Source organism: Devosia sp. (assembly GCF_028290625.1).
GTDB lineage: Bacteria > Pseudomonadota > Alphaproteobacteria > Rhizobiales > Devosiaceae > Devosia.
This window is the reverse complement of the sequence record NZ_JAQGJM010000039.1, coordinates 34,325-56,908: the sequence shown is the minus strand read 5'-3', so window position 1 is coordinate 56,908 and position 22,584 is coordinate 34,325. Positions and strand designations below refer to the sequence as shown.

Annotated in this window: 15 protein-coding genes; 5 read left to right on the top strand and 10 right to left on the bottom strand. The window is 63.7% G+C overall.

Going from position 1 to position 22,584, the window contains the following annotated elements; genetic code table 11:
* From JWR51_RS22430 to JWR51_RS22410, 5 genes are all read right to left on the bottom strand, one after another.
* The gene (locus JWR51_RS22430) at positions 1-624 is read right to left on the bottom strand and encodes a hypothetical protein (RefSeq protein ID WP_299753085.1); all 624 of its coding nucleotides are present in this window, start codon (positions 622-624) and stop codon (positions 1-3) included.
* A 112-nt stretch (positions 625-736) separates the two neighbouring features.
* Positions 737-1,138: a hypothetical protein gene (locus JWR51_RS22425; protein ID WP_299753083.1), complete on the bottom strand. Its 402-nt coding sequence runs from the start codon at positions 1,136-1,138 to the stop codon at positions 737-739.
* Between the two features lie 103 nt (positions 1,139-1,241).
* Complete coding sequence (locus tag JWR51_RS22420; RefSeq protein WP_299753081.1) at positions 1,242-1,862, bottom strand: hypothetical protein; 621 nt, start codon at positions 1,860-1,862, stop codon at positions 1,242-1,244.
* Between the two features lie 36 nt (positions 1,863-1,898).
* Positions 1,899-2,396: a hypothetical protein gene (locus tag JWR51_RS22415; protein ID WP_299753079.1), complete on the bottom strand. Its 498-nt coding sequence runs from the start codon at positions 2,394-2,396 to the stop codon at positions 1,899-1,901.
* 23 nt (positions 2,397-2,419) lie between these two features.
* Positions 2,420-3,040: a hypothetical protein gene (locus JWR51_RS22410; protein ID WP_299753077.1), complete on the bottom strand. Its 621-nt coding sequence runs from the start codon at positions 3,038-3,040 to the stop codon at positions 2,420-2,422.
* Between the two features lie 276 nt (positions 3,041-3,316).
* Between JWR51_RS22410 and JWR51_RS22405 the strand changes: the two genes are divergently transcribed.
* From JWR51_RS22405 to JWR51_RS22390, 4 genes are read left to right on the top strand one after another with little or no spacing between them, the layout of a single operon-like run.
* A complete protein-coding gene (locus tag JWR51_RS22405; RefSeq protein ID WP_299753075.1) occupies positions 3,317-4,399 on the top strand; it encodes a toxic anion resistance protein in 1,083 nt (360 codons plus the stop codon).
* 47 nt (positions 4,400-4,446) lie between these two features.
* A complete protein-coding gene (locus tag JWR51_RS22400) occupies positions 4,447-5,976 on the top strand; it encodes a substrate-binding domain-containing protein (RefSeq protein WP_299753131.1) in 1,530 nt (509 codons plus the stop codon).
* Positions 5,977-5,979: 3 nt separating this feature from the next.
* The gene (locus tag JWR51_RS22395; RefSeq protein ID WP_299753073.1) at positions 5,980-6,597 is read left to right on the top strand and encodes a 5-bromo-4-chloroindolyl phosphate hydrolysis family protein; all 618 of its coding nucleotides are present in this window, start codon (positions 5,980-5,982) and stop codon (positions 6,595-6,597) included.
* Positions 6,597-7,703, top strand: coding sequence for a substrate-binding domain-containing protein (locus JWR51_RS22390; protein ID WP_299753071.1), 1,107 nt, complete (start codon positions 6,597-6,599; stop codon positions 7,701-7,703). The genes JWR51_RS22395 and JWR51_RS22390 overlap by 1 nt, the downstream gene beginning before the upstream one ends.
* A 100-nt stretch (positions 7,704-7,803) precedes the next feature.
* On the opposite strand, the gene JWR51_RS22385 is transcribed toward JWR51_RS22390, so the two are convergent.
* The gene (locus tag JWR51_RS22385) at positions 7,804-8,820 is read right to left on the bottom strand and encodes an NADP-dependent oxidoreductase (RefSeq protein WP_299753069.1); all 1,017 of its coding nucleotides are present in this window, start codon (positions 8,818-8,820) and stop codon (positions 7,804-7,806) included.
* A 105-nt stretch (positions 8,821-8,925) separates the two neighbouring features.
* On the opposite strand from JWR51_RS22385, the gene JWR51_RS22380 reads away from it, so the two are divergent.
* On the top strand, positions 8,926-9,318 hold the full coding sequence (locus JWR51_RS22380) for a helix-turn-helix domain-containing protein (protein ID WP_299753067.1): 393 nt from the start codon (positions 8,926-8,928) through the stop codon (positions 9,316-9,318).
* A gap of 74 nt (positions 9,319-9,392) precedes the next feature.
* On the opposite strand, the gene JWR51_RS22375 is transcribed toward JWR51_RS22380, so the two are convergent.
* From JWR51_RS22375 to JWR51_RS22360, 4 genes are read right to left on the bottom strand one after another with little or no spacing between them, the layout of a single operon-like run.
* A complete protein-coding gene (locus JWR51_RS22375; protein WP_299753065.1) occupies positions 9,393-11,168 on the bottom strand; it encodes a hypothetical protein in 1,776 nt (591 codons plus the stop codon).
* Between the two features lie 4 nt (positions 11,169-11,172).
* Positions 11,173-15,858: a hypothetical protein gene (locus JWR51_RS22370; protein WP_299753063.1), complete on the bottom strand. Its 4,686-nt coding sequence runs from the start codon at positions 15,856-15,858 to the stop codon at positions 11,173-11,175.
* Positions 15,859-15,870: 12 nt separating this feature from the next.
* A complete protein-coding gene (locus JWR51_RS22365; RefSeq protein ID WP_299753061.1) occupies positions 15,871-19,149 on the bottom strand; it encodes a hypothetical protein in 3,279 nt (1,092 codons plus the stop codon).
* Positions 19,150-19,162: 13 nt separating this feature from the next.
* Positions 19,163-22,579: a DUF6603 domain-containing protein gene (locus JWR51_RS22360; RefSeq protein WP_299753059.1), complete on the bottom strand. Its 3,417-nt coding sequence runs from the start codon at positions 22,577-22,579 to the stop codon at positions 19,163-19,165.
* Positions 22,580-22,584: the final 5 nt, after the last annotated feature.

Sequence of the window (22,584 nt, the reverse complement as noted above, 5' to 3'; positions counted from 1 at the left end):
TCAGTTGCTGGTCGCCTGGCCCACGGTGATACCCGAGATCGTCCCCGCCGGTGCGATGACGATGACATATTGGAAGATCCGGAAATCGGCGCTTTCAGGCGCTGTGACCTCACTGGAATAGCTGTAGAGCCCGACATCGTCTTCCACCTTGCCGAACTTGGCGGTGAAGTCGGCCAACGGTGCGCCAAGCCCTGGGATGCCGTAGTCGATCACTGTCAGCGCCGCCGGCGCCTGGCTGCAGCCGGATGTCGCCGCATGCGTCGTATCGGCCTCGCTGGTGACCTGGGAAACGGTGCCATCACCGGTGAACGCGGAAAACCACAGGGTCGCATCCGCCGCGGCATAACATAGCCAGGTGATGCCGTTTCCCGCCTCGCCATCATTCTGGATGGTGCCGCCAAACGCGACCTGCACATCCTCAAGGCGTGTCTTTTCGAGCGTCACCGTCAGCTTGCCAGCCGTGATTGTCGAGACGGGCTGGGCGGGCAGCGCCCTGGCATTGTCGAGACTAACGCTGCCGATAACCACGGTCTCGGCGAAATCGCTGAACGCGAATTCGTCGGCCAGGACCGCGGATGACAGCGTGCAACAAGCGGCAGCAGCAAATGTGAGGCGCAACAACATGGGTATCCTTCGAGTTTCGAATTGGGTGTAGCCGGGCACGATCGCGCCGTTTATTGGCATGAATGAAATCTGACGGACACGGCATCGGACCGACAGATGGCGTTGAGTTACGTCAGGGCGTCAGAGGAGGCTGGGTCCAGGTCACCGAGCCATGCATGATCTTGAGTTCGCCGTTCTCGTTGGCGACTTCGCCGTGCAGCCGGATACCGCATACTGGATAGCCGACATAAAAGTCGCACTCGCGCACGGCCCTGGCGACATCGTCGGGCGCCATGCCGGAGGGATCGAACCAGAACGAAGGTGGACGTCCGTGCTTGGACGTGGCCAGGCACACCATCAGGTCAACTGTCGCGCTGGTGATCATGCATCCGCTGATGGTGATTGTCTTGCCGACGAGGCCCTGCCAGTTCTGCGACAGCTCCAGGGCATCAATGTCGCCATCGGCGGCATGCGCCGCGGACGAGAATAGCAATGTGCAAAGCAGGGCACATTTCCAAAGCATTGATTTCGGCATGACGGTTCCCGGTTCTGTTTGAGGACAGTGCGAAGACGTTAGATGTTGGCGGTATCGGCCGCGACGACCCGCGCCGGCAATAGGTTGCACAGCGGATTTGGCCCTAGTCAGTCGGCAGCAACTGCAGGGTCTGTTCGTCGAACGGCGGTTGATATTCGCCGATCCTCACGAAGAGGATTTTCCGCGTCGAGCTTTGCGGCTGGATCTCGAAATACTGGGTGCCCAAGGGCATGGCGCCCCAATCGCCACAAAGCGGACTGCCCGCTTCGTTCGGGTCTTCATCGACGATCGGTTCGGCAGCGTATTCAGCGTCCGCTACGAAGTCATATCGTTCGATACCGACAGGTGACTCCATCGAGGTGTAGGGCGCAATCACACACCTGATGGCGGTTTCGGCATCGGTATGGGCATCAAAGATGCGTCGCATCGCCTGCTGCGCTGTTTCGCCCTCATTCAAATCCAGCACTTCAATGGCGATCGAAGGATCAGGTCCGTTCGAACTGTATTGCACCACATTGGCCTGATCGAAACGGAACTCAGTTTTGTAATTGCCGAAATCGCACCGTTGCACCCACGCGGATAGGCCAACTTTGGCATCCGACAAACGCTCCCACGAGCAACCCTCGGTGGCAGGCCGGGAGGGCTCCGCACTTCGCGCGACCGCGGGGGAGATAGCCAAGCCCGACAAGGCAGCCAGGATCAGGCAAGTCGATATATGTTTCATGACGGGTCCAGATCGAAATATGAAAGGTCGGGCCGGCTAAAATGCGCAGCCGCTGCGTTTGAAGAGGTCCATGGCTTGCGCCCGTGGATTGGCGGCAAGAAACGTCTGATCCCAAAGCAGCGCGTGGCCGAAGTCGGCCAGCAGGATGACTTGCGGCGCCATCATCTCGTCATCGTCGATCAGGCCGACCGTACCGTTGCCGACCGAGTAGACGTTGCCGTGCCACAGCCAGCAGGCCTCGGGTTCCTCGGTGCCCGCCGGTTCCGCGCATGTCTTGTCAATGAACCCATAGGGCCGTGAATTGCGCCCGGCCGTCCAGGTGATCTCGCCGGCAAAACTCTGCTTGAGATTGGGCAGCGTCAGGTCGAACACGCCCGATGTCATGATGCCATGCTCGGCAGTCTTGGGATGGAATGCCAAGATCGCTCCGGAGCTGGCTTCGGTGTAGATGCCATGTTCGAGCGGGCACTCGGCAGCGATGGACACGCCGCAAAGCAAGAGCCAGGCCATGGCGGCAAAGGATCGTTTGGTCATTGGAAATTCCTCGCTCGCCAGGATCAGCTGCAATTGGTCGCCTGATTGGAGCAGATGCCACGCCACCAGCCGCGCGTGCCGTCCATACTGTCGGTGAGGGCCCAATTGCCCGAACAGGCCAGGATGGCCCTGAGCGTGCCGTCGATGGAGAGACTCTCGCCCGCCGGTCGCTCGATGTCACCCGCAATGGGCGCATCCACATCGGGCGCCTGCAATAGCCAGCCCACAGGCATCTGCGTGTTAGCATAGGCGCCCATGACCTGATCAGCCGGAACCCAGCCGCGGCCAGGGAATGCCGCCGAGGCGCCAGGTTCGGCCTCGTCATAGGGTGCGCCGGGTTGCTGGATGTCATCGATCAGGAACCAGTGGTCCTTGTACCCGACGACGGTGAATTCGGCGCGCCAGCCGTCAAGCGGCGATACCTCGCTTTCGGGATTCAAAAATGGCGATTGGACCTTCCCAATCACCTCGGCACCGATCTCGGGCACAGCATGAATATCGAGCCCAGCAGGGTCGTCGCTCGCCGACCACCCGAAGATATGACATGGGGTGACACCCGCGGGCACTGGACCGGCAAACGTCGGACCGCACAGGAACACGCCGAGAGCCAGCGATAGCATTTGCGAATGTAGCGGCCGGTGCATGGTCAATCCTGAGCGAAAGGGGCGTCACGCGTCGATCACGCGTCGTGAATGACCCATATTGCTTGGCGGTTGAACGGGACGCCGGCGTCCTATTCAGTCTCGGTTCAGTCGTCGCTGAGCAAAGCCCAGCGTGATGCGTAAGTCTAAAATGCTGAGCCGTCCCAAGACGGGAATGATGACTGTTACACAACTGTCATACTCGACAGCCAATGTCCTCCCGCCGGCGCTCGACAGGGAGCGCAGCCCCGATGCGTCTGGCACCAAGGAGTTCATCCGATGGCCGAAACTGAGATCGCCACCACCATTGCCCCGGCCAGCACCCTGCCGGTCATCACCGCCGATCCCGCTGAGGTTGCCCGCATCAGCGACCAGATTCGTATCGACGATCGCGCCGGCATCTCGGTTTATGGCGATAATGCCCAGCAGGCCGTCAGCAATTACGCCGACAAGATCCTTGGCGAAGTGCGCAATCGCGACCTCGGCGATACCGGTAAGCTGTTGACCGAAGTGATCCTCAAGGCCAAGAGCCTTGATCCGGCTTCGCTCAAGAACCAGAATTTCTTTTCCAAGATTTTCTCCTCGGCCCAGGCCCAGCTCGAAAAATTCAAATCCGAATTCGAGGACGTGGCCAGCCAGATCGACCGCATCGGGCTCGAACTCGATCGCCACAAGGATACGCTGCGCCGCGACATCGCCGTGCTCGATGACCTGCATGAGCAAACCAAGCAGTCCATCCTGCGGCTGGATGCCTATGTGCAGGCCGGTAAGAGCTTCGCCGAGAATTTCCGCAGGAACGAGCTGCCCAAGCTCAAGGCTACCGCGGAGGTGGCGACCGGCCAGGAAGGTGGCGGCATGCTGGAGGCGCAGTCCTACCAGGATAGTCTGCAGGCGCTCGACCGGCTGGAAAAGCGCGTCTTTTACCTGCAGCAGGCTCGCCAGCTCGGCATCCAGCAATTGCCGCAGATTCGCATCGTGCAGGCCGGCGACGAAACGCTGATCGAAAACCTGCAGGCGACTTCAGCCCTGACCGTGCCGGCCTGGAAGCAGAAGATGGTCATCCTGCTTGGCCTCTCCCGTCAGAAATCGGCGCTGGAGCTGCAAAAGACCGTCACCGATGCCACCAATACGATGATCAAGCAGGCCTCGGAAATGATGAAGGACCAGGCCATCGCCATCGAGCAGCAGGCCCAGCGCGGCATCGTCGATATCGATACGCTCGCCCAGGCCAATCGCGACCTGATCGACACCATTTCTGGTGTCCTCAGGGTGCAGGAAGATGGCCGCAAGAAGCGGGCGCTGGCCGAGCAGCAGATGGAGCAGATGACAGTGGACCTCAAGAAAGCGCTGACCCAGGCCTGATGCGCACTCCCATGTTGCGAGCGCTTTCCGCCGTCCTGCTGCTGACCATGGCGCTGGCCCTTGCCGGCTGTGGGTCGCGCGGGCCCGAATTCTCCATCGTCTCCGGCTCGGAAAACACCGTGATCGAGCCGATCGTGCAGGAATTCTGCGCGCAGAAAGGCGCCACCTGCAGTTTCAAGTATGAGGGTTCGCTCGATATCGGGCTGGCGCTGCAAAGCAGTGCAGGCGTCGAGCAGGATGCGGTCTGGCCGGCCGCCAGCGTCTGGGTCGACATGTTCGACACCAGCCGGCGCGTCAAGACGCTGACCTCGATTGCCCAGACCCCGGTGATCCTTGGCGTGCGCAAGTCCAAAGCCGAACAGCTCGGCTGGGTCGGCAAGGACGTTAAGATGGACGACATTTTGGCGGCGGTGAACAACGGCTCGCTGAAATTCCTGATGACCTCGGCCACCCAGTCCAATTCGGGCGCCAGCGCCTATCTGGCCATGCTCTCCAGCGCCATCGGCGAGGATGCGGTGATCAAGCCGGGCGACCTCGACGATCCCAAGGTGCAGGACACCGTCAAGGCCTTGCTGGCCGGCGTCGAGCGGTCCTCGGGTTCCTCCGGCTGGCTGGCCGACCTTTATGTCGATGCGGCTAGCAAGGGCACCGTCTACGACGCCATGTGGAACTACGAGGCCGTGCTCAAGGAGACCAATGACCGCCTGGTGCCGCTCAACCAGGAACCGCTCTACGCGATCTATCCCGCCGATGGCGTCGCCGTGGCCGATTCTCCGCTCGGCTTCGTCGATCATGGTCGTGGCGCCGATGTCGAAAGCTTCTTCAACGAGCTCGTCGCCTTCCTGCAATCGGCCCCGATCCAGCAGCGCATCGCCGATACCGGCCGCCGCATCCCGCTCGGCGGCGCCACCGCCAAGCCCGAGCCGAACTGGAATTTCGATCCCACGAGGCTGCTGACAGCCATCCGCCTGCCCGAACCCGCCGTGATCCGCCAGGCGCTCGATCTCTATCAGGCCGCTTTGCGAAAGCCGTCGCTGACCGCGCTGTGCTTGGATTTTTCCGGCTCGATGCAGGGCGATGGAGAGCAGCAATTGCAGCAGGCCATGCAATTCCTGTTCAGCCCTGAACGCACCAGCGAAGTGCTGGTGCAGTGGTCGCCCGCCGACCGTATTGTGGTCATTCCCTTCGATGGCACCACGCGTGACGCCTACAGGGGAACCGGTGCTGCGACGGACCAGGGCACGCTCCTGTCTGAAGTGTCGAACCAGAGCGCCGATGGCGGCACGGACATGTATGCCTGTGCCAATGCCGCGCTCAAGGAAATCGAAAAGACGCCGAACCTGGCGACCTATCTGCCCGCCATCGTCATCATGACCGATGGGCGCAGCGACGGCGACAGCGCCGGTTTCATGGCGCAGTGGAATGCCGTCTCCCCGCGCGTACCGGTGTTCGGCATTACCTTTGGCGATGCGGAAAAAAGCCAGCTCGATACGCTGGCGACACAGACTTCGGCCCGGGTTTTCGATGGCGCCGCGGATCTGGCCGGTGCGTTCCGCGCCGCGCGTGGTTATAACTGAGCCATGACCTCCTGGCTGGGCAATGACGGCAACTGGATCGTAGCAGGGTTGGTGGCGGCCATCCTCGTGCCGGCGCTTAGCTTCGGCCTCGGCGTGCCGTTCCTGGTTTCGGCGATCATTGCCGTGCCGGTGTTTGCCGGACTAGTCATGCTGCTGGCGCCACGCAAGCTGTTCGAGGGGCTGGACGTCGATGCCGTCGGCCGCGGCCGCGTTGAATTTGCCCGCGACCTGCTCAACGAGGCTGCCCCCTCCGCCGAACGGCTGCGGATCGTGGCCGGCAGGATCGCCGACAAGGACACCGCCGGCCGCGTCAAGCATCTGGCGGAAATCACCGCCGACGTTTTCACTAAAGTGGAGGCCAGTCCGGACAGCGCGGGCGCGGTCAAGCGCTTCCTCAGCTATTATGTGCCCCGCGCCGCCGAAGTCGCCGAAGGTTTTGCGGTGATCGAGGCCAAGCGCTTGCCCGACGCCAAGCAACTGGGCGAAGTGCGCTCGGTCCTGGTCAAGCTCGAGGACGCGTTCGTGCATTACGCCGATAGCCTGGCCGACGACGAACTGGGTTCGCTCGACACCGATCTGCGCCTGATCCAGGCATCGCTCAAAGAGGACCTCGGACACTAATGGCACTTTCACGCCGCGCCTTCGGTTTGGGTCTGCTTGGGCTGGGCGTCGTCGGCACCGGTGGCTATTTCGCCGTCAAGGACCAGCCCGCACTTCAGGGTCTGTTGGGCAACCGCACCAACCTGTTCGGCTTCATCGGCGGCGAAAAGCAGGCTTTCCTCGCCGATCCCGACGTGATCAAGGCGCTGGGCGGGTTCGGGCTAGAACTGGATGCCCGTGTGGCCGGCTCGGTCGAAATGGTGCGCGAACCGGCTTTGCTGTCGCAGACCCCGGCATTTCTGTGGCCTTCGTCCTCCATCATGGTCGATATCGCCAAGCAGAGCGGCGTCAAGGTGCGCAATGACCAGGTGGTGCTCAATTCGCCCATCGTGGTCTATTCCTGGCAGCCCGTCGTCGACGGATTGACCAAGGCGGGCCTGGTCACCGTGACGCCGGAGGGTCAACACCAGCTCGACCTCAAGGCCCTGCTTGATGCGATCCTGGCCGATACCGATTGGTCGGCTCTGGGCGTCGACGCCCTTTACGGCCGCGCCCGCATCGTCTCGACCGATCCCAACCGCTCCAATTCCGGCTTCATGTTCGCTGGCTTGGTCCTGAGCCTGTTGGCCGGCGATGTCGCCACCGCCTCCGATCTTGCCCAGTATGGTGAACAGGTGCAGGCCATTCTTCGCAATATGGGCTTCAAGTCGCCATCCTCGGGCAAACTGTTCGACCAGTATCTGGCCGGCGGCCTGGGCGGCGAGCCGATGATCGTGGGTTACGAGAACCAGTTGGTCGAGTGGATTTTGGCCGATCCGGCGCGCTGGGCCCGGGTGCAGTCGAGCACCGGCGCCAAGCCCGTCGTGCTCTATCCGCGCCCCACCGTCTATTCGGCCCATCCGCTGATCGTCATCGATCCGGCGGCCGATCGCCTGCTCGACGTGCTGGTCAGCCCGCGCCTGCAGGAACTGGCCTGGACCCGTCACGGCTTCCGCGGTCCCCTCGGCACCTTCACCGGCACCGCCGACAGCGCCATCCAGGGCCTGCTCCCCGCCGAAATCGACGCCGTCCTACCCATGCCCGATGCCAGCGTTATGCTGGCCATGCTGGCCCAGTTCCCGAAATAACGAACCGCTGGCCGTTCAGTAATAGGCCAGCGGCCGCTAGGTTGATCGTTAGCGCCGCTCGAATTCAAATTTGTTGAGCGGCAGGTTTCGGAACTGGACGTCAGACACGTACCATGGCCATGCCGCGATTTGCGCCGCTCAAAATCCCGACAAGACCGGTCGGACCCTGCTCCAGGCCTTCTACAACGTGATAGAAGGGTTTGATCCGCCCATCCTGTACCCATGCCCAAAGGTTGCGCTCCGCCTCGGCGAACTGCTGCTCATAGGCCTTGTAGGGGAACCCGCGCATGGTGAGGTTTTTCAGGATCAGGGTAAGAGGCACGCCCTTTGGACCGAGCATCTCCTGGTCGCTGTCGTATTGCGATGCGTTCCCGCAAAGGATGATGCGGCCGCCGACCTTCATTGCGTCCAGAGCGGCTTCGAGAATTGGTCCGCCCACATTGTCAAAGAACAGGTCAACACCATCGGGGCAAGTCTGCCTTAGCTGCTCGGCCAAATTGCCTGCCTTGTAGTCGATGGTGGCGTCTGCTCCGACCTCGCGTTCGAGCCACGCGCATTTGTCCGCACCGCCGGCAATGCCGACGATGCGGCAACCCGAAAGCTTTGCGAGCTGAACGGCCAGAGACCCGACGCCCCCGGCCGCTGCCGATACCAACACCGTCTCACCGGCCCGTGGCTGGCCTGCATGGAGCAGACCGAAATAGGCGGTGTATCCAGTTTGGCCGAGCAGGCCTGTATAATGCTCAACGGGATAGCTGCCTTCGCGTTTGCCGAGAGTTTGCGCCGGGACCACGGCAACGTCCTGCCATGGCAGAAGCCCTTCGACGACATCGCCGGGCACAAATCCCGGATCATTGGACGCAAGGACCTCGCCCACGCCGAGGCTCCACATCGGCTGCCCCGCCGCAATCAAACCCATCCGCATATAGGCGCGATTGCCGGGCATGATATTGAGATAGCGGTTCCGGACCAGAACCTCTCCGGGTCCCGGCTGCGCAGGGATCTCTATCGTTTGAAGCTTGAAAATGTCTGTGGTCAGCTTGCCCTCGGGGACGGACATGTAAATCCACTGCCTGCTTTCCCTGGCATTACTGGTGCTGCCAAAACCGTTGCTCATTGTTGAAACCTTCCAATACGAACCAATGGTGCGTGTGATATGCTGGCGCGCAGGCGGGCGGCAAGAACGCACGTGAAAGTGCGTATTGGAAGCAATGGGGGATCCATGACTGACCCAGATTTAGCGGACCCAGTGCTCGACAACGCCAAAGGCGCTGAAACCAAGGCGCTCTGCGCGGTCCTGGAGCGCGTGGGTGATAAGTGGACGATGCTGATCGTTGGAATTTTGGCCGACGGGCCGATGCGGTTTAATGCCTTGCAGCGGGCCATTCCCGGCTTGTCGCATAAGATGCTCACCGTCACGCTGCGCGGCCTTGAGCGAGATGGGCTGATCAAGCGAACGCCTTTTAGAACGGTTCCGCCCCGGGTCGATTACGAGTTAACCCAACAGGGGCGCTCACTGATCGAACCAATCACAGCTTTGGCTGATTGGGCACGCTCCCAACAGGGATACATCATGGCCTCGCGAATAGAGTTCGACGGGCGCGATAGCGGCTGAGTAGGCTGTTGGCTGAAGGCTACCATCCACTCCGGTACAAAATGCGTGGCCATGTTACGGCGGGCAGCAAGAGCTCAAGAAGGCAATTGATCCTTTCGCACTCGGATGTCGTGGCGCAGCCCGCTGGCCCCTTCGCCCTTGCCGTGCGTCTTGTTCCGGCCGATCCAATGAAGCCTCTCGCCCCCAATCCAGCGCGCGAACTGTGCTTTACGCGTCACCACAACGCCCTCACGCGGCACTTCCTCATCCTCCAGTCGTTGCGCAGGTTCGTCGGCGGGGTTCTTGGTGAGATCGGTACGCAGCAGGACGCCGTGCGGATAAATCGGTTCGATGCTGCCGTCGTCGAGGTGACGCAGCATAGCGCGGCGTTCCAGTTCGATGCCGAACTCTGCGAGGGGCCGGTCGCCTTTTGGTATCGGAACCAGTGGCAGCCAATGTTCGGGGACACTCGTCGACACCCGATAGACCAGCTCTGCCGTCACATCGCTGAGGTCTGCGAACTGCTGTGCGGCGCTGCGTTTGGCGGCTTCCTGATATCGATCGACCGGCAGTCCCATGACGCCGGGGACCTTGCGCTCGACCGCCCACGCCATGTTCGCCATCTCGTCACGGAAGAGGGCAACGTCTTCGAGAGGGTCGCCTTCCAGTCTGGCGTCTATCACGGGGGCGAGGAGGAAGGCGTCGCTCCGCGCGCCCTCGATGCGGCTCAGTTCGAACATCCGCCATGCGACGCCCGCAGCGTCGCTGGCTCGCCCGACCGGACTCGTCACGCCGAAGGTGTCAGTGACGGTGAACTCCTTGATGCGGAACAGCGAGCCAATGGGCAATTCGACCGGAATCACGAACCAGTCGTTGCTAAAGGCCAGCGCGAATTCGAGCATCAGCAGACGTCCGATGTCGGTCGGTCCGGCGCTGACCTGCGCGAGGTTGACCTTCCCGTCCTCGAACGCCCAGAAGCGATCGGACGGCATGCCGCCAAAATGGGCGGAGGTCGGCAGCATCGGGTTGAACTTTATCTCCCGCACGGTGCGCGTGCCGCCGAGCGACGGCGCGTCGGCAAGGTCGAAACTGTACCAGTCGAGCTTCCCGTCGGCGTATTCCTCGGCCACCAGCAGGTCTTCCTTGCCCGCGCCTTTCCCGGTCGATGCCGCGAAACCATATTCGAGCCGGTTGGCAAGCCAGGCCGAACCACGCTCGGGTGGGAGGCCACCGCGATACCAGTCGAGCCATTCGAGGCAGAGCTCCTTGAGCCCCGCCTGGTTGCCGACGCCTTGCGGCAGGCCGCCCGCCTTGGCGATCGCGGCGGCCAGCTTGTGACCGTCGATGGTGCCCAGCGCGGCAAGCTCCACCCAGTCAGCGCCCTGCGCGTCGACATCGCGATCGACCGCGGCGGGTTCGGCAAAAGCGTAGTCGGCAACACCGCTGATCCCGTCGGAAAGCCCAGCGGCCACCAGCAGCCGAAGGAATTGCTGGCCGGCCCAAACACCCGCCAAAGGACCCGCCAGTTCAGGCGATTCCGCCTCGACCAGTGTTTCGAGCGGTTGGTCCACCGGATCATAATCGGTCGCCTCGCTAGCCGGATCTCGGCCCAGCGGCCCGGCGAAGTAGCGGGCGAGCCCGGCTTCTTCGGCCTTGAGCTTGACTGCGATCGGTGAACCGGCGTCTTCGGCGCCGAACTCGCCGAATTGCCATTGGCGCGCGAGCATCCAAAGCGGGTCGGCGATGCCGGCCGCCAGCGCGGGCGCATAGTCGGAGGTCGTCGGCTGCACCTCGAGTCGCGACCAGACCGTCAGGCTTGGCTTGACGACGAGCGCGGTGGCAAAAGCGGCATTCTTTACGATCAACGGCATGGCTTCATGCCTTTCCCATGACGGTTGCAAGATGGGGCGACAGGCTCGCCTCCACCTTGAGCCGCAGCTTGCTGAAATCGACGCTCGGCACATCGCGTGTGTAGCTGTTGGGCAGATAGACGAGCGGCAGGAGTGCGCCCATCATGTCGAGGTCCTGCGGGCGTACGCTGCGGATCCGCGCAAGATCCATCGCCTCGTTGACCGTCGCGAGCAGCTGCGAGGGCAGCCAACCGCCCGCTGCGGGGTCGGGGTGGACCGCCAGGAGCAGTGCTTGCGGCGGCCTGGCGGCGGGGGCGTCGTAGTGAAAGCTGATGGCCGTGGTTTCCTTCGCAGCCGGAATAACCTCGGTCCAATCGTCGCTCATCAACCCAGCGATCAGTGCGGGCGGATTAGCGGGGTCGAGATCGGGCGCATGCACGACAAGGCTGAGGTCGATATGCGCGGGGCTGGTCTTGTCGAGGGTCAGCCCGATCCAACGCGCGCCGGGCTGGTGCGGGAATTGCGCCACCTTCAGGTCGGGCAAGCCGGCACCGGCAATCTCGCTTGCGATCAGGCAACCGGCGAGTTCGCCGAGCCGCGGCCGCACTTCGGCCATGCGCGACATCCAGCCATGCAAAGGCGCGCCGCCCTTGCCGAGCAAAGCGTCGGCGTTGGCGAAGCTCGCCATAGCTTCGTTGCGCAGCGCCGTGGGCAGCGCGAAGGGTGGCAGGACCGGAAAGCCTTCGCCGAGCATCGCTTTCAGACGGCGCACATGATGTTCGACCTTGTCGTCATCGGTTGCCAGCACGGCGTTGAAATCATTGGCAAGTGCGGTGCAGCGCGCCTCGGCCTGACTGAGCACGGCGGCCACCTGACGCGCTTGTTCGGCGAGGCCTTCGACGCTGTCCGTGGCCACGATCGCTTCGCGGGCGCCGGCGGCGTTGGCGCGCTCCAGCGCCTTGGCGAGCGCCGAGGCGTTAGGGCGGGCGGCACCTAGCGCCTGCTCGATGGCGGCACGCGCTGACGCCTGGGCCGTGGCGACCTTATCCGCCCGCCTTTCGACCAGCGCGGGATCGGCGCCCGATGGCGCCTCGGTTCCGGGTGGGGCAATATCCAGCGCGTTGGCCGGGCGGTGGCGGTTGATGACGGTGCGGACGCGGGCCATAAGCGCCTCGAGTGCGGAGAGGCCGTTTTTGGCGCCGGCCGCCGGGTGGGGCAAAAGGTGCAGTTCAGCATTGGCGTTGCGCTCCGCCACGCTGACCTGCCCGGCGAACAGCGCCGCGAGCTTTTGCTGCAGGCCGCTCGGGCGTTCGTTGCTGCCGGGTTCGGACAGGATCGCGAGGGCGATCGGGGACCAGTCGAAGTCGATCAGACGGACCGGGTCGAGCGGCCGCACTCCATCGCCGGGTACGACCAGGTTCGCGGCAAAGCCCCATTGCTTGGGATTTCCGAGCAGGCGAGCGATCCAGGCATTGATGAACGGCTCAGCGACGGCGCGGCTGTCGGTCGGGAAACCGGCCCAGTCGGCACCAGGGTCTTGCGTCGACAACAACACCCCGGCGCGTTGGGCGAAGGCGCGGCCCGACCGAGGTGTGCGGACGACCTCCGGCTCTACGGGCCGGTTCTGGCGGTCCATGCTTCCGAGCGCCGCCGATGCCCGTTCGAGATTGCCGCCGACGAGCTGGTATACACCCTCGGCCACGAGCAGGTCAGCGACCGCGTCGAACATGTCGTCGATCTCTGCGACGACGCTTTCGATGCCAGTCTTTTCCCCCGCTGAGGGGGCGGGCGTAAGACCCTGCATCCAGTTGCCGCCCGCGCGCCGCCGCTCAAGCAGCTTGACCGCATCGACGACATCGCGCGCCGCAATCGCCTCTTGAGCGGTCAGCACGGAGTCGCCCGCGGGGGGATTGAGCGGGAACAGGCGCCGCAGCGGGAGTATGAACTTGGCAAGCTGGATATTCTTTTCTCGCAACCGGCGTTCGATCCGATAGCCGAGCAGGGCGGTCAGGGGCTGGCCCTGTGCGACTCCACGCAGCAGGTTGAGCGCAAACCGTACTCGTCGCGACGACAGGTCGATCGCCAGCGCCGCGCCCGCCGCATCGCGGTGGGCAAGATGGCCAGCGCGCAGCACCGCCGCAGCCTGCGCCTGCTGCAGCGAGGGCGCATGGATATAGCCTTCGCTATCGGGACGCTGGTCGGGCTTCAAATTCTCGACCCAGCCATAACCGCCGATATGCACGCCCTTGCTGGTTGGTTTTGCGCGCCACGATGCCAGCCGCCGGTTTGCGAGCGAGGCGATCCAAGCATCTAGCCGGTAGCTATAGACATCGAGCGTGCCGCGCATCGCGCGATCGAGTTCGCTCGCGGGACGTCCCGACAGATATTTCAGGCTGTCGATGACCGACTGGTATCGCGCCACATCGGCGCGATCGCGTCCGTGCAGGTCGAACAGCTGTCCGATCACATAGTTGACCACCGACTTGGTGCCTGTGCGTTCGGGCAGGACCACCCGCTCCATGTCGGCCGAGGACTGGATGAGGACCTGGCGTACCGCGCGGCCTTGCGTGTCCTGCACCCTCGGGGGATCGACTGCGACCATTTCATCGATGCGTAGCGCGAGGCGGGCGGGAAGGGCGATGCCATCGCGTTCCGCACGATCCTTGTGCACGACGCTCGCGGCTGCGCGATCGAGCTCGTAAACTGCGGCGTGGGAGGCGAGCGTCTCCAGTAGGGTCGATGCATTGCCGCGCGCGGTCAGGGCCGTGCGCCCATCAGTCCTCGCGGCCTCAAGAGCTATGTCGGCAAGATAATTGGGCTGCAGCGGGGCGCCCGCTTCACCCAGACTCGCCTGCACGAAGGGCGCCCCCAGCCGGTGTGTGCGAGCCTCGGCAGTCATGCCCGATATGCGCAGCTTGGTGGACAGCCCGAGCGCGCCGAGGATCCAGCTGCGCGTCCGTTCCTGTGTCGCACTGAGCGCAGGGTCGATGTTGGCATTCTTGGTATTGATAGGACCATAGACGCGACGAAAACTGTTCGAGGCCGCCATGGGACCCTGCTGAAGCAGAGCCTCCATATTCTCCGCCAGCGTCTTGCCCGCGCGCTGGATATGCGGCGCGTTTTCCGAGGCGCGGGTCCAGATGCCGCTTACCGCGCCGATGGCCTGCACCAGTTTTGTCTCGACCTTGTCCTGCGGCTTGAAAATGCTCAAAGGGGTGACGGTCAGGATGCCGTAAGGCTGGTTGCCAACACGAAGCGCCGGCAATGCCCCCCCTGGGAAGAGGTGCGCGACGGCGTGGTCGCGGAGCTGGCCGATGTCGGCATCGCTCATGGCGGGATCGAACAGCTGGTCAAGCGTCTGGCCCAGCGTCGCGCTCCACAGTGCGTTGATCATATGGCCGGCGGTGACCTGTTCTGCGCCATCCACACCGACGATGCGATCGAGTTGCCCTGCGGCCGTATTGACGCCCAAAGCCCGCCGCAGCGTATCGAGTCCCGGTGTCTGGGCCGGCGCCGTGCGCATCGGGTCTATCGCCGCGACCGCGACGGGATCGGATGTATCGAGCCCGGACGCGTTCGCCTCGCTGTTGTTGGTCGGCGTGCCGGGCGTCAGCAGTTCAAGCCCGTCGGAATATACATGGGCGGCAAGCACTGCCTCGAGCCGCGCTGCCGCCGCTTCTCCGGTCAGTGTCGCATTGGTGCCATAAACAACCAGCCGCGTGAGCGGTATGCTGGCAAGCGTGCGCCCGGCATTGCGCAGCGTGGGCTCAAGGTCGCCAGTCGCGACGCGCATTGCCATGCCTGCTGCTTCGGCGACACCGAAATCGGCAAGCCACTTCAGCCCTTCGTCGAGCGGCAACTCGGTGGCGATGCCATCGGCGTCGACGGGCGGGGTGGCCTCTGCGCGCGGATCAATACCCGTGTTGATGCGATCGGCGACGATACCACCCGATTTTGTGAAGGCGGGGGTCAGACCTCCTCTGCCGCCGTCAAGATAACCAATGGCGACCCAGCGGGTCGGCAGTAGCGTAGCATAGGCAGCGCGGCTCCAGACGCTAGCGCGCCGCACGGGATCAGGGAAGGACAGCGCTGCCTGGCGCGGAGGCGGTGCAAAATTGGTCGGCGTCATCGCATAGGCAATCCACGCGGCGCGCCGCGGACGGAAACGGCGCGCCAGTTCGGCAAAGGCGGCCTTTCCGGCTTCGATCTCGGCCTCAGAATTGGCGGCCCCCCAACGCGCCTGCCAATAGAATTGGCCGGCGACAACCTCGTCATTGGTCAGTTCCGTTTCATGATTGTCGATATGAATCTGGTCGGGAAAAACCCGGATGCGCAATTCCCTTCCATTGTCGAAATAGCGCGTCTCCAGCCGCACGGGCAGCAGCAGCACGGGGGTGTCGGCCTGGAAGTTCGGGATCATCGCCTCGATGCGCGGATCGGGCACACGCTCGTGCAGCTCGCCCACCCGGTCGCGAATGTCGACGAGCTGGTCGCGCAACGTGTCACGGCCGTTGGCGAGTTCCTCGATCTTGTCTTGCAACTCCCTCACCTTGGTGTCGGCGGCCCCGGCGCGGACCAGCGCGTCGAGCTTGTCCTGTTGCTCGGACAATTTGACTTCGGTCGCGACGACCTTGTTCTGGACCTTCGTTTCCTGGCCGCGCAGCTTGTCGAGTGAACGGAGGTCTTGGGAAGTGAATGTCGGGGGCGGCATTGCGGCGTCTCCCTAGATTTGCGTCAGGTGGTTGGCGTGGACGGCCAGACGGAACGGTCGCTGCATGGCCGCGGCGGCGAGATGGGCGGCGTCGCGGGCATAGGTGACACCGAGCGCCTGGTGGCCTGCGAGACGACCGTTCACGGCAAGATGGCCGCCAGGCACAGTGCCGGTGTCGATCCAGCGCGCGTCGCGCCAATTGCCCGGATTGGCGGCAACGGCGTCGCGCTTTTCCTGATCGAAGCCGAAGCGTGGTTCGGTCACCTGCTGTTCGATGACGAAGAACCACCCGTCGCCGTCGATAATTTCTGGCCGCGTCAGCGAGAATCCGGCAAAGCTGACATCCGACTCGAAGCCACCGAAAAACACGGCGGGGCGATAGTCATCGGCGCTGGGATCGGGCTTTAGCACTAGACGGCCGTTGACCGGCGCCGCGCGCCAGGCCGAGATGGTGCTGTTGGGATAGCGCCGCAGCAGATTGCCACGCACGAGGAGGACGAGGTTGCCCCCGATCGCGCCGCTGCGCGTGTTCAGGCCGAGCGGCTTGTTGGCAAAGGCGTGGATCTGTTCGATATCGGGTTGCCCATCATCCCAGTCCCAGAAATGGCGAAACGGCGTGCCACGCTGGTCGGTCGGATAGCTGCGCCACAACAATTCCCGGTTCATCTCGTGATTGAGGCCGATCATATAGGCCTCGATGAAACGCGGATTGGTCTCGAGCAGCGTTAGTGAATTTTGCGGGATCGCGTCGATCCCCGGCAGGAAGGCCCGATTGTCGAACTTTGCGAGCCGGATGAAAGCGGGTTCGGGAAGGCTGGGTGCGCACATGATGCGATCGACCGTTGCGGCGACCGCGACCGCTCCGCCCGTTGCGGTGAAAAGATCGACCCCGCCCAGCTGGATCATTGAAGCGAGCCGGCCGGGGATGGTCCGGCGCGGATCGAGCTTGACCGCCGTCGCGCTGGCCGCCGCGGCGAGATCGAAGGGGACGATCTGCAGCGGCCGGTCAATCTGGTTGATCGCCAGCTGCTCGATGGTTTTGGCGAATGCCGTAGAATAATTGTCGAGCACCACCCTGTCCTTGACAAGGTCGGCGACGGGCCGGGCCTCGCCCGCTGGGCGGCGGACTTGGAAACGGCGGCCGCGACCGACACCCGTAAAATCGCCGCCCAACACCTCGCCGCTATTGCCTCGGGTGATGGTCAGCGGCGCACCGCTTCCAAGCACGCCCTTGGGCAGTGCCGTTAGCGCCGAGGCAAAGTCGGCGGTTGCCCGGATGGCGAAACCGTCGCCAAAGCTCGCGATGACCCGATCGGCAACGCCCGACGGCGTGCGCGCCATCGCTTGCCCGTCGCTGCTGATGTCGATTGCGGCCATCGTGACCTTGCCCTCGGCATCGCGGTCGAGCAGGAAGGCCTCGGCGCGCGGGGAGCTTGCGGCCGTCGCAACCATCAGGTCGATGGACTCGCTGAGCGGCCCGGCACCCGCGCCATCGGCCAGCGTGGCGATGTGAAGGTCGGTAAGGATGCCGGTGCGGACGAGGTTCGGCCGCAGGCCGACCGGGGCTTGGGTCGGCGCGATGGCGTCGACGGTGCGCTTCAACTGCACCACCTCCTGCGCGCGTACGCTCGTGGCAAGGCCGATGACCGAAAGGTCGATTGCCGCAGCGGGGTTGTTGCCGACTGCTATGGCATCAAGCGCCCTGACGCGGTTGAGACCATCCGGGGTGAATTGATTGGGATCGACGCTGGCATTTCCGCGTGCCATGCGCTCAACCAGCCCGGTAACCGGCGACGTGGACAGCGCGCGGGCCGCCCGCCGCAGTGCCTGGCGGCGCGGGCTGAGCATCCGGCGAAAGGTCGGCGACAGCGCCGCGTCGGGCAGGCTGGAGCGCGAGACGCCGGCAGCCACGGTCAGCGCGCCGAAGTTCACGCGGCCGCGCGCCGGCGCCGTCAGGGCGAGCTGGCTGGCCGCCGACAGTAAGGCGATCCGGCCGTGCAGATGCGCCAGCGCCTCGGTCGCGAGGCGGCTCTGGTTTAGCAGTGCATTGGCCTCCAACACTTTGCCGACCTGCTCCCAACAGCTCTGCATGAAGATTTCCTGGTTCGCCCGCACCACGTCGGCGGCCAGTCCCGCGGCGGCGCGCGCGCGGGCATCGACGTTCATTTCTTTCAGCCACTTAGGGTTGGTGTTCGGCACGCGCACCGCCTTGGCGTGGAAGCCGCCATAGATGGGCGCGGCGATCGCGCGCGTCGCATCGGGGGCGCTGCGGTCGGCAATGTCGGCTGGCGCATTGACCTCAGTCGTTATCGCCTGCTGGAAAGCGGCGTCCATGTCGGCCAATGTGGCGGGCTCACCCTCCGATGCACGAAGCGCGCCGTCCATCCATACCGGTTTATCCTGGGTGGCAGTGGGCGTGTTGTCCATCAGCCCAGGCAAGCTGTCCCAGATGAACATCGACGTCGTGCCGACGGTGGGCGGGCATTTGAACGGCTTGAGTTCACGCGCTAACGATTCGAAATCACCCTGCGGGCCGGTGGCGAAGCTCCAATGGAAATAGACCGGCAGCGTCATGTCTGCGGGCTGATCGACCCGCCATGCGGGTTTCAGCGCCGCAGTCGGGGCCGGCGTGCCGCCGATCCCGCGCAGCACGCCGAGATCAAAGGCCGGGACAAGACAAGCGATATAGCCGGTCATCGGCTCCAGCCGACGCGGGCAAAGAATGCGCGAAAGGTTGAGGTTCGGCTCGCCCGCCAGCGCCGTGGCGTTGTCCCCGCCGGCGCCTTTTTCGCCGAGCAACTGGCCATGCGCCCAGGCCCAGCTCTGCGAAAGGTCGGGCAGTTGTTCTGCGACCTGCTGCGATGTCAGTTCGACGAAGGGCAGTGGTCGACCCGGTTGGACGCGGGGTAGGGCGACGCGGCCATCGCCGCTTGTTTCCAGTACGACCAGCACCAGCCACGGTCGCAGATGCTCCTGTGCGCCGGCCGAGGCGGGCGAAAACAGCCAGGGAAGCTCAGGCAGGTCGAATTCGATGGCCGCAAGGTAGTTGGGCTCGCAATCGGCGGTGTGCGGCTTCGGATCGGTGCGGATGATCAGGCGCGGGTCGATGCCGATGACGTCGGCCGGTCCAAAGAGCGCGAGGTCGACGCCGTGCGATCCAGCGCCGCTGACCGTCAGACCCGCCGCGAGCGTTGGACGTTGCGGCAGATCTTGTCCGGCGTCGGGCGCCGCGACCATGGCGCTGAGGCCGCGCCGGGCCCAGGGGAGGAAACGATATGCAGCCTGTGCCATTCTCCTTGCCCCCTCACGCCAGTTCGAACTGTTCAACGATCTGCACCGACGCGACGCCCAGCCGGCCCAGCGCATCGCCAGCGAGCGCGGGCGAATAGGCCGCCACCGGGTCGAAGGCGATGCCGGCGTCGCGCATCGTTTCGGTACTGGCCGCCGCTGCCCGCGCGTCTCCGACGCTGACTTTTTTGGCAACGGCGGGTTTGAGACGATCGTCGGTGCGCAGCGATGAAAGCGCCGCGGCGCCCTGTCGTGCCTGCTTGCGGATCGCATCTATCCCCACTGTCATGGCCGCGCGCTCGCGGAAGCGGATACGCGAGAAGGGGAATTTCAATTCGGACTCGGGTTCGAGATAGAGCGTTTCGTAGTCGAGATCCTGGTCAGGCGCCGCGGCGCCCGCGCTGTAGGCAGTGCTGCCAAACCGTGCCCCCGCGGTGAAGGACTGGAAGCTCGGATTGCTCAATTTTTCGGCGTCGCTGAGATCGCGATACTCGCCCAACGCGAAATGCTGTTGCAGCGGCGTCGCCGGCTGGCTGGCAGACGGGTTGCCGATATAGCCTTCGGTAATGCCGAACCGCGTCGGGCCATCGATCCGGTTGGTGCCAATCCTTTGCAGGTCGAGGTCGAAGGGCAGCGCATTCTGCGTGAAGGTCAGCGTGCCCAGCGGGTGTGCGAGCAAGCGATCGCCACCGTCGATCCGCGCGATGTTGACCAGCGGATCAATCCCGATCGGCATTTGGGCCGTCCAGTTTCCCCTGCTGCCAAGCTCGGCCGCAATCAGGGCCTGAGCGCTGGTCGATTGCTGCTCGACCTGGACGTTCTCGCCCCAGCTCTCGTCGAAGGGGACGTCAATATCCCAGAAGAGGATTGAGAATTTGCCGAAGCCGCGGGCGCGCCAGCGTCCTGGACCTTCCAGTCGGAATTCGAAAGCGATCCCAGCCAGATTGTGTCCCTTGAACTTGACCGAGGCCGATCCGTAGATCTTCACGTCGAAGCGGAAGGACGGGACAAGATAGCATATCGCGTCGAAGCCCAGCCGCGCCTCGATATCCACCGGGCCCAGTCCGGCTTTCAGAAGTGCATTGGCGCCGGCCTGAATGCTGGCAGGAGTAACCGCGAAATAAGCCTCGATCCGGATTTTCAGGATGTTGATCGGGAAGGCGGCGAACAGCCGTTCGATCGGGCTGGGAAGCCCAGGCGGTATGTCACGGAAATCAGGATTGAATCCGCCGGCCGCGATGACGAAGCTCGGCCGGTCGCCGAACACCGCCTGCAAGACCAACATCCCGCCGAAGTCGATCTTGAGCGGCTTTTTGCCGGCATAGCTGTCGCGCAGTCGCGCGACGAAACCGATACGGAACGGATTGATCTCGATAGCACCGACGAAATCGACGAGCAGCTTGAGGACCGTTAGATCCGCCTTCACGCCCGGGGGCAATTGCGCCAGCACTTGCCCCAGTATCGCGACGCGGCTGAAGGAGATCGGCTGGTCGCCTTGCCCCAGCGCATTGTCGAGTTGAAGCAGCACGCCCATGCGGATCGTAACGATGTTCGGTGTCCCCCAGCCGATTTCCACCATCGGACCCAGCACCAGTGCGCGCGGCGTGACCGGGAAAACGGTGCGCAGCCGGTTGATGATGCGTGGAGCATCGGCCACCGGATTGGCGGGGAACAGGATGTCGTCGAGCACGCCGCTGCTCATGCCCGCGATCAGCGCGTCGATGCTCACGCCATGTTGCAGGCCGATCATCCCGCCGAGGCCGGTGAGCGTGAAGCCCCAGCTCAACTGGATCGGCGGGAACTGTCCATAGATAAGCAGCAACAGCGCCCAACCATCGCTGCCATCGGGCATTTTCGTGGTCAGGACGCCGATCGCCTTGACGCCGATCTTGACGGCCGGCAAGTCGATCTTCAGCTCGAGGACGCCGGCATATTCGCCCTTCGCCGGGTCGATGTAGAGATAGCCGCCGCCCTTGATGACGCCGGCGTCGAGCAACAGGCCAATGCCGTTGGGTGGCTTGAAGCCCAGCGACAGGTCCATGAAGCCCAGATTGCCGTCGCGGAATGCCATGTCGAGCGTGAAGCCGAGGCGATCGACCGAGGCCTGGAAGGGGCCGAGCTTCACACCGAAGGCACCAGAGGCCTCGAGTGAGAGATCCTGTTGCGGCAGGCTGCTGGGTCCCAGCGCCATTGTTATGTGATGGATGGTCAGCGCCCCGGCGATCGTCTTCTCGATCGGGATGGTAACGGCGATTCCGGTGCCGCCCTCGAAGGTCAGGCCGTTGGCGCTGTCGACCTTCATGCGCAGATTAAAGCCGACGCGAATATCGTCGCTCAGTATCTTCTTGAGGAAACTGTCGGCTTTTCCGGGCGTGATAACCAGCGCCCCATCAGAGATGCTGAACAGAACCGCCGCCCGATCGTTGGCGATTTCGACCCCGGCACCGATCTTGCCGAATTCCAGCCTGGATTCGGTCGCTTCGCCGATCAGAAACGCCGGTTTGCCGGCCTTGCCGGCCTTTACGACGCCGAGCTTGAAGAAGGCATCGGGCGATCCGTCCGCCTGCAGGTCGCCCGCTTCGGAACCAAAAGGGATATAGAGACTCAGCGCGCCCGCCGCCCCGATGTGAAAATCGGCCTCCAAGCCGTTGGTGGGGTTGGTGAATTTATCCTTGAAGTCACCGCCGAGCGACACGATCATGCCCGGGCCGCCGTCGGTGTCGGGCACGCCGGTCAGCGTTACCGCGGCGCGCGGAAGGTCCTTGCCTGGACCCAGCAGCATTGTCAGCGTTCGGGCGGAAGCGATATCGGCGAGTGGCGTTGGCGACCCGGGGATCGGATCCCAGCCGTAGAAATAGTCGACATAACCGGGCTTATCGAAGTTCTGGAGCAGGATATCGATAATGGTCGGGATCAGCGACAGCCCGTGTGAAACTCGGTCGAACAGCAGCTGGCTGGCATTCTGTGGTGTTTCGCCTCGCAGGATCTTCATCAACATCGCGGGGTCAAACTGCTCGATCGCATCCGGGTCGTCGGACACGAGCAGCCCGAGCTTGCCGAGCGCATAGATGGCCGGGAAGCGCACGCGCAGCGAGTCGGCGATGGCGATATTGCTAAGCAGATAGGCGATGTCCCAGGCGACATCGCCCGATGCGGGGTCCTTCAGCGTCTCGCCCAACTGGATGAACCCATCGATCGCTTGCGCGATCTCTGCGACGGTCGCATCGAACGCGACCTTGTCAGGGTCCAGCCCGTCCTTGAAGGCAACAAATTTCGCCTTGTCGGCGGGGCTGAGGTCGGCGCCGGGCTTTAGTCCCAGGTCTTCGCGCAGCGCCGTGGCGATTTCGGGATCACCGAGGTTCTGCTGCACCCAGTCCGATGCTTCTTTGAACCATTTGACGATCCTTTCGAAAACATTGGGTTCGGTTGCCATGCTCG

Coding starts and splice junctions, on each gene's coding strand:
- JWR51_RS22415 (WP_299753079.1), bottom strand. CDS start 2,396: ATGACCAAACGATCCTTTGCCGCCATGGCCTGGCTCTTGCTTTGCGGC.
- JWR51_RS22390 (WP_299753071.1), top strand. CDS start 6,597: ATGGCACTTTCACGCCGCGCCTTCGGTTTGGGTCTGCTTGGGCTGGGC.
- JWR51_RS22430 (WP_299753085.1), bottom strand. CDS start 624: ATGTTGTTGCGCCTCACATTTGCTGCTGCCGCTTGTTGCACGCTGTCA.
- JWR51_RS22365 (WP_299753061.1), bottom strand. CDS start 19,149: ATGGCACAGGCTGCATATCGTTTCCTCCCCTGGGCCCGGCGCGGCCTC.
- JWR51_RS22380 (WP_299753067.1), top strand. CDS start 8,926: ATGACTGACCCAGATTTAGCGGACCCAGTGCTCGACAACGCCAAAGGC.
- JWR51_RS22395 (WP_299753073.1), top strand. CDS start 5,980: ATGACCTCCTGGCTGGGCAATGACGGCAACTGGATCGTAGCAGGGTTG.
- JWR51_RS22410 (WP_299753077.1), bottom strand. CDS start 3,040: ATGCACCGGCCGCTACATTCGCAAATGCTATCGCTGGCTCTCGGCGTG.
- JWR51_RS22360 (WP_299753059.1), bottom strand. CDS start 22,579: ATGGCAACCGAACCCAATGTTTTCGAAAGGATCGTCAAATGGTTCAAA.
- JWR51_RS22400 (WP_299753131.1), top strand. CDS start 4,447: ATGGCGCTGGCCCTTGCCGGCTGTGGGTCGCGCGGGCCCGAATTCTCC.
- JWR51_RS22425 (WP_299753083.1), bottom strand. CDS start 1,138: ATGCCGAAATCAATGCTTTGGAAATGTGCCCTGCTTTGCACATTGCTA.
- JWR51_RS22420 (WP_299753081.1), bottom strand. CDS start 1,862: ATGAAACATATATCGACTTGCCTGATCCTGGCTGCCTTGTCGGGCTTG.
- JWR51_RS22375 (WP_299753065.1), bottom strand. CDS start 11,168: ATGCCGTTGATCGTAAAGAATGCCGCTTTTGCCACCGCGCTCGTCGTC.
- JWR51_RS22370 (WP_299753063.1), bottom strand. CDS start 15,858: ATGCCGCCCCCGACATTCACTTCCCAAGACCTCCGTTCACTCGACAAG.
- JWR51_RS22385 (WP_299753069.1), bottom strand. CDS start 8,820: ATGAGCAACGGTTTTGGCAGCACCAGTAATGCCAGGGAAAGCAGGCAG.
- JWR51_RS22405 (WP_299753075.1), top strand. CDS start 3,317: ATGGCCGAAACTGAGATCGCCACCACCATTGCCCCGGCCAGCACCCTG.